This is a genomic window from Methanoregula sp. (assembly GCA_041645435.1).
Lineage (GTDB): Archaea > Halobacteriota > Methanomicrobia > Methanomicrobiales > Methanospirillaceae > Methanoregula.
The window spans coordinates 169,222-182,633 of the sequence record JBAZQB010000006.1 but is presented as its reverse complement, the minus strand read 5'-3'; the positions used below and the strand labels follow the sequence as shown (position 1 = coordinate 182,633).

Sequence of the window (13,412 nt, the reverse complement as noted above, 5' to 3'; positions counted from 1 at the left end):
TGTATTTAAAGTCTGATCCGCATATGCGCACCTCTTTATTAAGGAAATCGCAGACCCAGCAACCTGCAGCGTCTAAATATTTATTAACGACCTGTGCCATGTTATAGTATGGATTGGTCGGCAGAACAACGGAAACTGGCACAGAAATACAAGAGTGTGAACGAGATTCCGGAAAAGGAACGCAAATACAAGTGCCACACCTGCCATCTCATCGTTGAGGAAAGCCCGTGCCCGAATTGTAATGAGACACATCTTGAGATCATGTGCCCGCTTGACCACTGTCACTGCTCCCACGAGATCATGTCGGGAATCGAATACTGCCCCTTGTGCGGCAAGGCTGTCTGCCCGGAGTGCGGATCCCATGACGTCACCCAGATCAGCAGGGTAACCGGTTACCTGCAGGATGTATCCGGCTGGAACGCCGGCAAACAGCAGGAACTCAAAGACCGGACACGCTATTCGGTTGCATGAGATATTACACTGATACCAATACTCTTTTTATCCGCGGGACGTTCCGCGCTGCAAGTACCGGCATCAAAGGCGGTATTCGACCGGTTTTTACCCTGTTCAACCACACGGTTGCCGCGGGCTGGGACCATACCGGGCCGGAAAAGGAACTGGCAATGGTCGCGGCAGGAGCCGGGCTTGCACCGGACTTTTTCGGGCTGGTCACTTCGGTTCCGGTACAGCAGTGCTGCGTGCTCCAGTATGACTTTGTGACGGTCTTTATCACTGCGGGAATCCGGCGCGAACCGCCCGAAACAGCCGGGACCATAAACATCATTGTCACCAGCACCGAGGGCATGGAGGACGCGGCCCTGCTCGAAACGATCATGGTGGCAACCGAGGCAAAGACAGAAGCTCTTGCCGCGCTTGGCCTCCCGCTGAGCGGCACACCGACCGATGCGGTGATCGTGGCCTGCGAAGGGAGTGTTAAGCACCGGTATGCCGGGCGGCTGACCGGGACCGGCCGCTCTGTGCGTGCCGCCATACTCCACGGTATCCCGCATGCAGTCCAGCATCACGATTGCGACAGTAAGAACGATCAGCCGTCATTTTTTATTTTCAGCCGGTTCAAGGGAGAGCACTGGGTGGAATGGACACCGCACAACTGCCCTTATTATCCCTGCCACTTTGCCGGGCAGAACTGCGACTTCTGTTACTGCCCGTTCTACCCGTGCGGAGACGAGAGTCTCGGGCAATGGGCTGCGGGCTCCAATGGAAATAAAGTCTGGAACTGTGCGGGATGCACGCTTCTCCACGAACCGGCAATCGCCGATTACCTGAAAACATTTCCTTCGGCCTTGCTACCGGAGCTTAAACTGAAAAAAAGGTGAGGGTAAGTTAGTTCTCGCTGATACCGAGAGCCTTGAGGAGCTCGGGCAGCGGAATGCCGTGTGCCTCTGCTGCCTGGCGGATTGTCTCGCCGCGGGCGATCGCACACCCGACACAGCCCATGCCGAACTTGAAGAGCGCTTCGGTGGACTCGGGCTTTGCCTTTAAGAGATCATAGATTGTGCTGTCTGCATTAATTTCTGCCATATCTCAGATAGTCTGTCTGTGGTCACATAAACCTGACCATTACGGCGAATGTTATACATCGACACCGGGTATCCCTGTGGTTCGAGTACCGGTAACTTCATACTCTCGAACATACAGCAACCTATAACTTCGCATATCCCGATTGTTCCGATACTCCCTTTAGTTCCACCATTCCGAAACGACCAGAATTCCGGTACAAATTACAATACATTTATGAATGGCCCGCGCCACAAGAAGTGAAAGACATTTGCCTATTTACCGAAAGAGGAGATTTTTAAAGCAATGAATAAAGGCAATTTAGTGAGTATGCCGGTTATGCCAAAGACGAGGAAACGATAATGAAAACCTGTGCTTTTACAGACATTCACGATGAATGTATTTTTTCTGATGGGAACCGTGCATGGTCTGATGTAAGTTCATGCAAACATTTCAGAAAACACATTTTTTGTAAATATTATGAGAGTTTGGAAGATTTGAAAAACGGTGGTTCTGGCAGCGTATTGTGAAACCCAAGGAAATGGAAGCATCCAAGAGTAAGTAAATGGTAAAATCCATCTCCACTTTATAATTGCAATTATAGTAGTATCACTTTCGCACCACACACTTCGCAATATATAGACATGATAAGATCCGATGCTTAAGTGGAGATGTACGAAGATGGATTTTTCCGAAGCAGCAGACAGAATCTCCCGTAAGTTCTTAAAAAGCGGACAGACCGTTGATCCCAAAAAGATTGAAGGCAAACTCCGCAGACTAATCGAGGAGTTCGGCGTCCAGCCGTCAGAAGCAGAGCGCAGCGTGACCAATGAACTCAACAAGGAGTTCAATATCCCCGCGACGGGGGCCGGCGGCAGCGCTGGCAGTGGCGGCGCAGGCAGCGGTGGGACAGCAGAGAAGAAGATCGCAGATGCGGCACCCGGCGAGTGGGTTACGATCGAAGGCAAGATCGTGGCACTCGCAGCTCCCGCATCACCCGCGATTGCGCAGGGCGGCGTTATTGCCGATGATTCCGGCGCCATCCGTTTTGTTGCCTGGGCAAAGGCAAACGCACCGGCCATGGCACTGGGCTCCTGGTACCGGATCGAGTCCGCGGTAGTGGATGAATTCAAGGGTATCGCGAGCCTGAAGATTCATTCCGGCACCACGATCAAGGATATCGAAGAGGATCGGGCACTCATGCCCACGACGGTCCCGATCAGCGAACTGCACCCGGGTATCGGCAGTATCCGGGCAAAGGTGGTCCAGGAATGGGACGCCTCACATGAACGGATGCTCCAGTCCGGCCTTTTAGGTGACGAAACCGGCACGATCAAGTTCGTGATCTGGAAAGAGCCGGGCAAGGAGAGCCTGACACCGGGTTCGGTGTATAATATCTTTTATGCACAGGTGGACGAGTACAATGGCCGGCTCTCGCTGAACCTCAATACGGCGATGATCATGCAGGAGGAAGGCGATATTGCGGTGAGCGGGGGGGAAGCGGCAGTCAGCGGTGCTATCGTTCATGTCGCACCCGGTTCCGGTATTATCAAGCGCTGCCCGGTAGAGGGATGCAACCGTGCCCTCTCGCGCCAGAACTACTGCCCCGTGCACGAGATCCAGCCGAAGTTCACCTATGATCTGCGGATCAAGGGATGGCTGGACAATGGCGAGAAGACGCACAGCATCCTGCTCCAGCGCGATGTCGTGGAGTCGCTCACCGGTATATCACTCGACGCGGCAAAGGAGATCGCCGAGAACAACCCGCTGGGAATGGACGAAGTCTTCCTCCAGATGCGGGACAAGGTCCTTGGCCGCTATATCACCTGCCACGGGCGCGAGATCGAGAACCGCGTGCTCGTCAACAAATGCGAGCCGGTAACGTTTGAGACCGGAAAACATGCTGCGCTTCTCAACCGGGCCGGGGGTGCATCATGAGCACGCCCGCACGCGAGATGGGAAGAAAAGAGGGCTCATTCGAGCGCGAACCGGCACGACGGGTTTTTGCCAGCGAGCTGCGGGAGTGCCGGTACCAGTTCAAGGATGGCGAGGACGAGAAGAGCCCGACGTTTGTCCTGCTCCCGACCGGGGAGCGATGCAACCGGATCTTCATTGTCGGCACGCTGACCGAGAAGCAGCGGCAGGGCGACCAGAATATTTTCTACCGCGGGAGAGTCGTAGACCCGACCGGGACCTTCTTTATCATGGCCGGCAGCTACCAGCCCGAGGCCATGCAGCAGCTGGCAAAGATCGAGACCCCGGCCTTTGTTGCAGTCATCGGCAAGCCGAGCCTGTATAAGAAGGACGAGGCCAGCGCACCCATGGTCTCGGTCAGGGTGGAGTCGATCAATGTCGTGGACAAGGAGACCCGGGATCTCTGGGTGCTCGACACGGCGGAACGCACGCTGGACCGGATCGAGGCTTTCGCCGCGGGTACTGCACCGGATGTTGTAAAGGCAAAGGAGCAGTATCCCACGATGGATCCGGTGACCTTCCGGAAGATCGCGTACGATGCGCTGGCCCAGATCAAGATCTAATTCTTTTTTACACGGTCAGCGAGTTTTTAAAAATGTCAGAAATAAGAATTTCAGTCTTTCTTTCCAAGATTTTCCATTACTGAATTCCTGACCTCTCCAGGAAGATCAACTACATCCAGCACCAGGGGAAGAATTGCAAGCGCTGTCTGCTTTCCCCGGGAGGTAGCAAGGTATTCCCTGATCGATGCCTGTCCTCCTGCCGAGGAGATATAGCTATGAATCATGTCCATTCCCGGGGGGGATGCTAAGTACGATGCAACTAATCCTTTCATCATAATATCAGGGGCCATACGTGTTTCTCCATACATTAATATCATTTTTTTAATTTGTCTGACAGCTCATAACGGAACAGACAGGGATATTTCTGACAGATCCGGGGTGATTGTAAATACATTTTCAAGATATCTTCCGCTAAATGGGATATGATTAGAGAGAGGTTTCAACCATTGTGCTCCCATCCCTTGGATTACGAGTTGTCTGGTTTCATCTTACTTCACTTTGAAAAGGGGATTTTATTCCTTTTTCACTTTCGAGATGTGTGTGAAGAGCGTTACGCCAGCACCTATGCAGGCAGTAATAACCCCAATCACCGCTGCAACTACCGTCGGGCTCTCGAATGCTCCTCCCGATGCGGTTTGCGTGGGCTGTGTGGTTGCAGCGGGAATGATTGTGATTACCGGGGCTAAGGTTACCGGCTGCGAAACGGCTCCATTCAAAGGGGGGAGTGTTCCGAACACATGCGTGACCTGCCCGGGAACGATATAGATGGTGCCCTCGTAATCATAGTACCCGCTCAGGGTAAGTCTCATTATATGGTTTCCCGCGGGAATGCCGGTAAAGTTTCCCAGAGTAGTCCCATAGTACACCCCGTCAATGAGAATGCTGGCGCCAAGCGGAGATGATGCAACCGAAACATTACCGGTAGACATCTGTGTAGCCGGAGATACCGCGGGAACAGACGTCATCGCTGTCTTCACGGATATCATCTCCGCAGTAGTACCCGGCTGCGGAGTGGTGTTTGTCGATAGCACCAGCGTTGTGTTGGTAACCGGAATTGTTGTTGTCTTTTCAGCGGGGACCTGCGTTGTCACCAGAGGTTCCAGGGTTGTTTTCGTATTTGTAGGAATGACGGTAGAATTCGTTACATTCTGGCCATTAACGCAAACGGGTAATAAAATGAACGCAACCACAACAAGAATTATGAGCTGCGCGCAGGTTTTTTTCATGATACTGTCTCCAATGTCACTTTTTAATTCGTGAGCCTCTACTCCTGACAGGTTGGCCAATCGTGAGGTCGTCTCATTACGGACGGGTTTCTTCCGGTGTGATGATATCCACCCGGATCGGGTGTGATTTTATACCTGCCCCAAAAAGGGGAGATGGCGGGAGAGAGGGATTGGCCATAAGCGCTGCCATCTCTTGGATTACTGATTGCCATGTTTCATCGCCATTCAATTGAACATGGGTAAATGCCTATTTTGATATCACCTCCATGAATTTGTTCATGATCTCCTCGCTCCGGTTCTTCATGCCGAACCAGACAACAATTGCAATTGAGGCTCCGAGACCGAGACCAAGTCCCCATGCAATCGGCGTGATAATCGTGTAGATGATCGTCAGATCCAACATAAGCTGGGAGAGTGCGAGCGTCACGACAATAAAATACAGGAAGAGACGGAGCAGGACCAGCACCGGGTTGAGCAGCTCAATCTTCGAACTCCGGGAGTACAACTGGAACATGTCGATAAAGTAGTCTGTCAGAATGATACCTACCACGAGAATGATGACAAAGGCAATCGCGTGAGGGATATACTCAACGACCTTTGTCATAAACCGGCTGAGATACTCCAGATTGAGGATATCGACGGCCGCAAAAATTGCTATCAGGTAAACAATGCAGCGGACAGCAATATCACCAAGATATCCGATGGTTATACCGGATCTCGTGACCGATTTGCCGAGATCGGAGTCACCTATAGCCGGGGCAGCAGTCGCTTTGTCTAAAAGGATATGAACTGCCTTACCCAGCAGTCGTCCGACAATCCATCCGATAAGAAGAACGATCAGTGCACCGAGAATTGCGGGAAGCACCGCCATCGTATTGTCCAGTCCACGGGAAATAATGTTGAATGATTCAGTTACCATAGTGTACATCACCAGTTTTCATTGTGTGTTTCTGCACGAGAGCTGCCATTTGTATCCGCTGCCCTGCACAGTAGTGTTTTATTTTTTTATATTTAAATTATACTGTTATTGACTATACAATTTGGTGATTCATAACAATTATAAATCTCCATGCTCATACTGATCATCAACGCAGGATTCGCGGTCTGAAACACTATGATGCAGGATTACCAGCAGGAACTCATCGCCATCAAGGATCTTCTTAAAAAAAATTCCAATGGGATGAGTGTAACCGACATCTCAAAAGCATTGAAGAAAAACAAGAACACGGTTGGGAGATATCTCGATATCCTGCTGATCTCCGGTCAGGTTGACATGCGGGCCTATGGTATGGCTAAAGTCTATACGATCTCCCAGAGGGTCCCGCTATCGGCCATGCTCAGTTATTCCAAAGAACTCATCATGGTACTGGACAACGAGACCCGGATCACTGACATCAATGACAATTTTCTAAAACTCCTGCAGCTCTCGCGTGAAGACACGCTTGGAAAAAATATTTCCTTCCTGCAGTCACCCAGGGTGGATGTCCGTGAGCTTCTCGATACAATTACCGCCGACATGGGAGATCGGGAGACCACGGTCACGTTCACCATCAAAGATAAGGGGGAGAGAATCTTCCACCAGAAATGTGTTCCCACGGTTTTTGAAGACGGGAGAAAGGGGATCACGCTGATTCTTGAAGATATTACTGAGCGCATTCTTGCTGACCGGGAAATTCGTGAAAGTGAGGAGCGGTTCCGGATGATGGCGGATAATATCCAGGATGGTCTCATCATCGTGGAAGGTGAGAAAACGATATATGCCAATAACCGGATTGCTGAAATCACCGGGTATTCCTTTGGGGAGATGAAGGCCATGGGGCCTCTTGCAATCATCGCCCCGGAGTCGTTCGAGGACGCAACGCAACAGATACGGGATATAGAAGCCCATCCTGAAAAACCCGGTGATCTCCGGATGTGGATAATCCGGAAAGATGGGGAGCGGAGATTTGTCTACGCCCGGATCAGCGGAGCAAAACACGATGATACTTACTATAATTTCATCATCTTTACCGATATCACAAAGTTAAAAAATCAGGAGGCGAGGGTGAGTGAGAGCGAACAGCGTTTCAGGATGATGGCTGATAACATCCAGGACGGCCTCATCATTTTAGAGAATGATAAAATTGTGTTCTCGAACCGCCGCATTAAGGAGATCACCGGTTATTCCGCTGAGGAGATGGCCGAGATGGGCCTTCACGGAACTCTCCTGACCGATGACATGCAGGCAGTATTTGATTCCGGGATTGTCCCGGTTACCGATAAGGATCGGATTGAGGAGATCTTCAGAAATGTCCGGCCAGACTCACCTGCCCCGGGGGAATTCAAGATCTGGGTGCAGAGAAAAGATGGCAATTACCGCTACCTCCATGGAAAAATTACCGCTGCAAAACACGAAGCTATCACCAGCTTCTACATCACCATATCCGATATTACCGATTTTGCCGAACGGGAAAAGAGCCTGCGCGAGCGTATTGACGCACTCCAGGATCTGCTCCACTGACGTTTCTTGTTTTTCAGTAATCACCTTTTTTTCGTTATCCAACGCCAGGTTGTTTTGCATTACTCAGGAGATTCATTTTTATCAATAACCAATATGTATAGTCAATAAGACAAATGTTTTAATACTATTGGTTTAAACCTTGATAGCAACAATTCAGGGATACGTGAAACAGCCATGAACATCAATAACAAGAGAACACAGAAGGAAAACACCGGCACTAGTAATTACCCGCTCAAACAGGAGCGGGGCAACAACCTGCTCTGGTCGATAATTATCATCGGTATTGCAGCATTGTTTATTGCAACTGCTCCCGCCAGTGCAGGAAACCAGTATATGGCAGGAAGCCCGGAACTTTCCGCATCCCTTTCGGGAACCAATGAATTTTCACCCGGCAAAGAAGTCCTGGTTGCCGTAGTAATCGAAAACACTGGATTGAACCAGTTTAAATTCCAAAAAACCGGTACCATTGACCGGGATGATCTTCCAAATACGGCAAAATTCCTCACGGTTACACTTGAAGCCGGGAATTCACCGCTTATTATCAAGTCAGATCCCCAGATGCTCGGGGACCTGAAAGCCAGCGGAACGGCAACCAGCAAATTCACGGTCAGGATTCCTTCGGATACGCCTTCGGGAACCTACGAACTTCCGGTAAAACTGAATTATACGTATCTGTACACTGCAGAACAATACGGTACTGATACTATCGAGTATTCGTATAAGACCAAGGAAGAAACATTTCAGATCCCCATTACGATAAAACCGGATGTCCGGATTCGTATAGTTTCTGCAGATATCCAGCTCCTGAACGCCGGTACCGAAGGATCGATACGCCTCGATGTGAAAAATATCGGCCAGGAAGATGCAAAGAAAGCAATCATTATTATCGCACGGAATGACGGGAGTCCGGTAGTCCCCACCGAAGGTAGCGCCTATATCGGTGACTTTCCTTCCGGGGGAATAGCAACCGCAGTCTTCAAAGCATCGGTAGCAGACAGTGCAGAGGCCCAGAACTACCCGCTCGATGTGTGCGTAAAATACGAGAACAGAGAGGGTGATACAATCTCATCGGATATCGAAACAATCGGTGTGCCGGTTGGCAGGAAAACCGAATTTGTCATCGTTTCAGACCCTGAAACCTTAACCCCCGGCCAGAAGAAAGTGATCACGGTCACCTACAAGAACACCGGTGGCGCAATTGCACATCAGGCACAGGCCCGCGTGAGCATGGTCGATCCGTTCACCAGCAATGATGATACTGCCTACCTCGGGGACATCGCACCCGGTGAGAGCAAAGAGGCATCGTTTCTCATAACCGTAGCCGGGACAGCAACACAGAAACAATACGGGATTGATTCAGAAATCCGGTACCGTGATGCGTTTGATAACCAGAAAACATCTGATCCGATAAAACTGGGTCTGAACGTGGACAAGGGTACGGATTTTGTTGACGGGTTATTAAAAAACCCGCTTGCACTTGCAGTGATTGCCCTTGTGATACTGGGAATCGGCTACGTCATCTACCGCAGGAACAAATCCCGGTGAGAGGTTTAAAATGACTTACGAGGGTTTTTCCGGCTCTGCCGGAACCGCGTTCATAGTACTGACCCTGCTCATGTGCAGTGCCCTTATGGTGGCACCGGTCTCAGCGGCAACAAAGTACCTTGGGGGCGCTCCATCATTTTCTGCTGCGGTTACCGGGGTTAATGAGTTCGCACCGGGCGAGGATGCAACCATCACCATCCTGGTGAAAAACTCCGGCCTCAATACCGTAAAACAGCTGGACAGGGGAACGATAGATGCAGAGGATCTGCCGAACACGGCAAAATTCGTAACCATTGGGCTCGTATCAACCAGTGATGCGGTGATAGTCAAGACCGATCCGCAGATGACTGGCGACATTTCCGGTAACGGCAATACGGTGACCGTCCGGTTCAAAGCAAAAATCTCTGCAAATGCAACGGCCGGAGAATACTCCCTGCCCCTGTCCATCCGGTACAAGTACACACGGGTAATCGAGCAGGAAGCAGCAGAGGTTTTCGAGTTTACCTATCATGATGCTGAAGATATCCTTCCTGTCACTATACGGATCAAACCTCAGGTGAAAATCGAGGTTATCGAAGCAGTGCCGGAAGGGCTGATTGCGGGGTCGCAGGGTTATATTCACCTGAAGATCAGGAACACCGGCCCGGAAAACGGCGAGATGGCAGCAGTAAAGCTGCTCCGTAACGGCAAGAGCCCGGTAATTCCAACAGAGAGTACCCTGTTTATTGGAAGCTTTCCCAGCGGGGGCATTGTGGAATGCCGGTACAAAGTATCCGTCTCAGGAGATGCAACGAACCAGGCATACCCCATCGATATTGCCGTCTCTTACACGAACCGGGAAGGAACGATCGTGACCTCCCCTTCAGAAACCGTGGGAGTTACCGTTAATACCAAAACTGCATTTACAGTAATATCCACCGTACCTGAAGTGCCACGCGGCTCGAGCCGGACAATTGAGGTCGAGTACCGGAATGACGGTGTGGTAACAGCCTATAATGCAGAGGCGCGGATCACTGCTCACAACCCCGTAACCATTACTGATAATACTGCGTTCCTTGGGGATCTGGAACCCGGCAGGACTGCAAGCGCCACGTACGAGATACAGGCAGATGAATCCGCTGATCCTATGGTGTATACCTTTGACAGCAAAATCCGTTACCGCGATACCTTTGGCAACAGCCAGGAATCAGATACCCTGCCGGTACATATTGAAGTAACACCAATAACTTCCGGCACTTCCGGGATACCGGGAGGATTATTCCCCATTGCAGGAATGGTGATTGCGGGAATTATGATCTGCATCGCACTGCATGTCTACCGGATGAAAAAGGAGAACCGGTGAGGATTTCATGATTCAACAGATCTTTGAGGGCATAGCAAATACCATTATCAAACGGCCAAAACTGGTTGCTGCCCTTGTTCTTGCCCTCTTCTGCATCGGCCTCTACGGCATGACCATGCTCACCATGCAGACAGGGTGGGAAACATACGTTGACAGGGATACCCCTGCCGGAGCCCTCCAGGAAAAATATAACGAGGACTACAAATCGGATACCATTATCCTCATTATCGAGGCCGGTGACCCGCTGAGCGCAGAAGTCCTTTCCTATGTCGATAATCTTGAAACAGATCTGCGGCAGCAGCAGAATGTCAAGAGCGTACAGAGTATCACCGATGTCTTAAGAGCGTACAACGGGGGAACACTACCCTCGTCACGGGCTGACACGGAGCGCATTGTCAATTCTCTTCCCGGGAGCACCCGCACCCTGCTCTATCCTTCCAACGTGCTGACCCTCGTCCAGCTCAAGCTCACGCCGGGATTGTCTGAGAAGGTCCAGAAGTCCGTACTGAACAATGTGGGATCAGTCGTGGACTCGTCCTCAGCACCCCCGGGAGTAAGAGTCGAAATTTCCGGCTCCCCGGCATTTCAGCAGCAGATGAGTGCGGGGCTCACGAGTAACATGGGCGTTCTTATCGGGGGTGCCCTCGTCCTGATGATCATCACGATGGGGATCTTATTTTCCTACGTCCGCCACCGGTTCATGCCGGTCCTTCTTGTAGCGATTGGCCTTGTGACATCACTTGGCCTGATGGGTGTTTTTGGCATCAACCTGAACATGGCAGTTATCGGGGCCTTCCCGGTGCTTATCGGTCTTGGGATCGATTATGCGATCCAGTTCCACGCCCGGTTCGATGAGGAGGCGAGGAAAGGATCCCTCAATGATGCGGTCTTTGTCACGGTAACCCGCACCGGCCCTGCGGTCATGTACGCGATGCTGGCAACATCCATGGGATTTCTGGCCATGTATGTTTCGACCGTCCCGATGATCCGCTCGTTCGGTGTCGTTTCCATCATCGGTATAAACACCTGTTTCTGGGTGTCGTGTATCGGCATGCCCACCATCGCTCTCCTGGTGAATTACCAGCCCAAGCAGCAGACCGGACAGTGTTATGCCGTGGGAACGGATGCGTGCGATACGATCATCGATAACAAAAAAAACAGCGCGAGGAACAAGAAGAAGAGTTCCTTTTCTTATGGCCAGTTCCTGACGGACACCTCGGTTAAGATTGCGAAGAACCCGATTCCAATCCTTCTTGTGGCCGGTCTTATTGCGCTTATCGGGTTCCAGATCGACGCGACCATCCCTGTCGATTCCGACGAGAACGCGTTTGTTCCTTCGGATATGCCGGCCAAGATCAACATCGACAAAGTCACCCGTGTCATCGGGGCAACCAGCACCGCAGACCTGCTTGTCCAGGGATCGAGCGTAACGGATCTCGATACGGTGATATGGATCAAGAAGTTCCAGGACTACGAACTGTCGCACCATACGGAAATGACCGGGGCGACAAGCATTGTCACGTATATCCTCCAGTATAATGGCGGCGTGATACCGGAGACCCAGGCCCAGCTCGATACCGTGCTGGAAAAAATACCGGAGGATTCGAGAAAATCGTACCTCAGTGACCCGATGTGCGGGATCATACGGTTCAGCACCGGCGACATTTCGATGAGCCAGCAGAACAGCTTAAAAGAGCAGGTTATCAATGATATCGAATTCCTCGAACCTCCCGTTGGGATCTCGATAGAACCGGCCGGGAACTTCGAGCTGATGACCAGTCTGCTGGGAGCTATGTCGGAATCAAAAGATACTATGACCATTCTCGGGTTCATCTTTGTCTTTGTCTTCCTGATCCTCGTCTACCGGCATCTCCACGCAGTCTCCCCGATCATCCCGATCATCTTCGTCGTGGGCTGGAATGCGGTCATGATGTATGCCATCGGCCTCACGTATAATCCGCTCACAGCAACACTGGGATCGATGACGATCGGCGTTGCCGCAGAATACACGATCCTTGTCATGGAGCGCTATACTGAAGAGATGGAGCGACTGCATGATCCCATTGCCGCCATCCAGGAGAGTGTCAATAAGATCGGTACCGCCATCACGGTCTCGGGTCTTGCAACATTCTTCGGGTTCTCGGCACTCTGCCTTGCAACATTCCCCATCATCAGCAACTTCGGCATCTCGACCCTGATTGCCGTCGGGTTCTCACTGATCGGCGCGATCTTCATCATGCCTGCGGTGCTCTCCCTGGTGGGCAGTCTCGACGAATGGCTCAAAGCAAGGAAGGGACACGGTATTCCGGATGAAAATGTATGATGACTTCGTAGTATACCGATACAGAGAAGACTAGCGATTGTCCGTGATAATAATCATATAATCTCCCTTTTTTAACAGAACTGACCTTTCAGGTGAACGTTTTCAGCACAGGGTAATGGATCGAAAAGTGCGAACGGGTTTTCCATGGCGAGAGAAAAACCTTATCGTCCCCGGTTTCTATCACTCATTGATCCCTTTGGAACAGAAAGAGCTGAGTGCTTTAATCAAAGACCTTGACACAAAAGAGCTCAAGGAAGAGGCAAAGAAACAGGGAATCAAACTCGGGCGCTGTCCGACAAAGATGAGCATTGCCAGGATGCTGCCTGAAGAGGCCCTGAAAAAACTGGCAAAAAAGTGAGCGGACAGTTACTGAAGAAAGCTATCCTCTCCCTCTCAGCACAGCCAATTGCATTGGATACGC

13 protein-coding genes are annotated in these 13,412 nt (G+C 51.1%); 9 read left to right on the top strand and 4 right to left on the bottom strand.

Going from position 1 to position 13,412, the window contains the following annotated elements; translation table 11 throughout:
• Positions 1-108 precede the first annotated feature (108 nt).
• A complete protein-coding gene (gene nrdD / locus WC593_13150) occupies positions 109-471 on the top strand; it encodes an anaerobic ribonucleoside-triphosphate reductase (GenBank protein MFA4826093.1) in 363 nt (120 codons plus the stop codon).
• Positions 468-1,337 carry an adenosylcobinamide amidohydrolase gene (locus WC593_13145; GenBank protein ID MFA4826092.1) on the top strand — a complete coding sequence of 290 codons (870 nt, stop codon included), beginning with the start codon at positions 468-470 and terminating at the stop codon, positions 1,335-1,337. The genes nrdD and WC593_13145 overlap by 4 nt, the downstream gene beginning before the upstream one ends.
• A gap of 7 nt (positions 1,338-1,344) precedes the next feature.
• On the opposite strand, the gene WC593_13140 is transcribed toward WC593_13145, so the two are convergent.
• Positions 1,345-1,542, bottom strand: coding sequence for a DUF1858 domain-containing protein (locus WC593_13140; GenBank protein ID MFA4826091.1), 198 nt, complete (start codon positions 1,540-1,542; stop codon positions 1,345-1,347).
• A 657-nt stretch (positions 1,543-2,199) separates the two neighbouring features.
• On the opposite strand from WC593_13140, the gene WC593_13135 reads away from it, so the two are divergent.
• Positions 2,200-3,456, top strand: coding sequence for a nucleotide-binding protein (locus tag WC593_13135; protein ID MFA4826090.1), 1,257 nt, complete (start codon positions 2,200-2,202; stop codon positions 3,454-3,456).
• Positions 3,453-4,055: a nucleic acid-binding protein gene (locus WC593_13130; protein MFA4826089.1), complete on the top strand. Its 603-nt coding sequence runs from the start codon at positions 3,453-3,455 to the stop codon at positions 4,053-4,055. The genes WC593_13135 and WC593_13130 overlap by 4 nt, the downstream gene beginning before the upstream one ends.
• Before the next feature lie 50 nt (positions 4,056-4,105).
• Here WC593_13130 and WC593_13125 read toward each other — a convergent pair whose 3' ends face one another.
• The 3 genes from WC593_13125 to WC593_13115 form a co-directional block, all read right to left on the bottom strand.
• Complete coding sequence (locus WC593_13125; GenBank protein MFA4826088.1) at positions 4,106-4,345, bottom strand: hypothetical protein; 240 nt, start codon at positions 4,343-4,345, stop codon at positions 4,106-4,108.
• A 222-nt stretch (positions 4,346-4,567) separates the two neighbouring features.
• On the bottom strand, positions 4,568-5,281 hold the full coding sequence (locus tag WC593_13120; GenBank protein MFA4826087.1) for a PEGA domain-containing protein: 714 nt from the start codon (positions 5,279-5,281) through the stop codon (positions 4,568-4,570).
• A gap of 247 nt (positions 5,282-5,528) precedes the next feature.
• A complete protein-coding gene (locus tag WC593_13115) occupies positions 5,529-6,200 on the bottom strand; it encodes a hypothetical protein (protein MFA4826086.1) in 672 nt (223 codons plus the stop codon).
• A gap of 195 nt (positions 6,201-6,395) precedes the next feature.
• Here WC593_13115 and WC593_13110 point away from each other — a divergent pair, with 195 nt between their 5' ends.
• The 5 genes from WC593_13110 to WC593_13090 all read left to right on the top strand — a co-directional run bounded on the left by WC593_13110 (position 6,396) and on the right by WC593_13090 (position 13,349).
• Positions 6,396-7,781 (top strand): PAS domain-containing protein, encoded by a 1,386-nt coding sequence (locus WC593_13110; GenBank protein MFA4826085.1) that lies wholly within the window; start codon positions 6,396-6,398, stop codon positions 7,779-7,781.
• Between the two features lie 174 nt (positions 7,782-7,955).
• Positions 7,956-9,326: an S-layer protein gene (locus WC593_13105; GenBank protein ID MFA4826084.1), complete on the top strand. Its 1,371-nt coding sequence runs from the start codon at positions 7,956-7,958 to the stop codon at positions 9,324-9,326.
• Positions 9,327-9,336: 10 nt separating this feature from the next.
• On the top strand, positions 9,337-10,668 hold the full coding sequence (locus WC593_13100; GenBank protein MFA4826083.1) for an S-layer protein: 1,332 nt from the start codon (positions 9,337-9,339) through the stop codon (positions 10,666-10,668).
• Positions 10,669-10,675: 7 nt separating this feature from the next.
• The gene (locus WC593_13095) at positions 10,676-12,991 is read left to right on the top strand and encodes a hydrophobe/amphiphile efflux-3 (HAE3) family transporter (GenBank protein MFA4826082.1); all 2,316 of its coding nucleotides are present in this window, start codon (positions 10,676-10,678) and stop codon (positions 12,989-12,991) included.
• A 187-nt stretch (positions 12,992-13,178) separates the two neighbouring features.
• Positions 13,179-13,349, top strand: a complete 171-nt coding sequence (locus tag WC593_13090; protein MFA4826081.1) for a hypothetical protein — start codon at positions 13,179-13,181, stop codon at positions 13,347-13,349.
• Positions 13,350-13,412: the final 63 nt, after the last annotated feature.

Excerpts from the sequence above, each read along its gene's own strand:
- WC593_13105 (MFA4826084.1), top strand. The coding sequence starts at position 7,956 with ATGAACATCAATAACAAGAGAACACAGAAGGAAAACACCGGCACTAGT.
- WC593_13130 (MFA4826089.1), top strand. The coding sequence starts at position 3,453 with ATGAGCACGCCCGCACGCGAGATGGGAAGAAAAGAGGGCTCATTCGAG.
- WC593_13140 (MFA4826091.1), bottom strand. The coding sequence starts at position 1,542 with ATGGCAGAAATTAATGCAGACAGCACAATCTATGATCTCTTAAAGGCA.
- WC593_13095 (MFA4826082.1), top strand. The coding sequence starts at position 10,676 with ATGATTCAACAGATCTTTGAGGGCATAGCAAATACCATTATCAAACGG.
- WC593_13115 (MFA4826086.1), bottom strand. The coding sequence starts at position 6,200 with ATGGTAACTGAATCATTCAACATTATTTCCCGTGGACTGGACAATACG.
- WC593_13145 (MFA4826092.1), top strand. The coding sequence starts at position 468 with ATGAGATATTACACTGATACCAATACTCTTTTTATCCGCGGGACGTTC.
- WC593_13100 (MFA4826083.1), top strand. The coding sequence starts at position 9,337 with ATGACTTACGAGGGTTTTTCCGGCTCTGCCGGAACCGCGTTCATAGTA.
- WC593_13125 (MFA4826088.1), bottom strand. The coding sequence starts at position 4,345 with ATGGCCCCTGATATTATGATGAAAGGATTAGTTGCATCGTACTTAGCA.
- WC593_13110 (MFA4826085.1), top strand. The coding sequence starts at position 6,396 with ATGATGCAGGATTACCAGCAGGAACTCATCGCCATCAAGGATCTTCTT.
- WC593_13120 (MFA4826087.1), bottom strand. The coding sequence starts at position 5,281 with ATGAAAAAAACCTGCGCGCAGCTCATAATTCTTGTTGTGGTTGCGTTC.
- WC593_13135 (MFA4826090.1), top strand. The coding sequence starts at position 2,200 with ATGGATTTTTCCGAAGCAGCAGACAGAATCTCCCGTAAGTTCTTAAAA.
- nrdD (MFA4826093.1), top strand. The coding sequence starts at position 109 with ATGGATTGGTCGGCAGAACAACGGAAACTGGCACAGAAATACAAGAGT.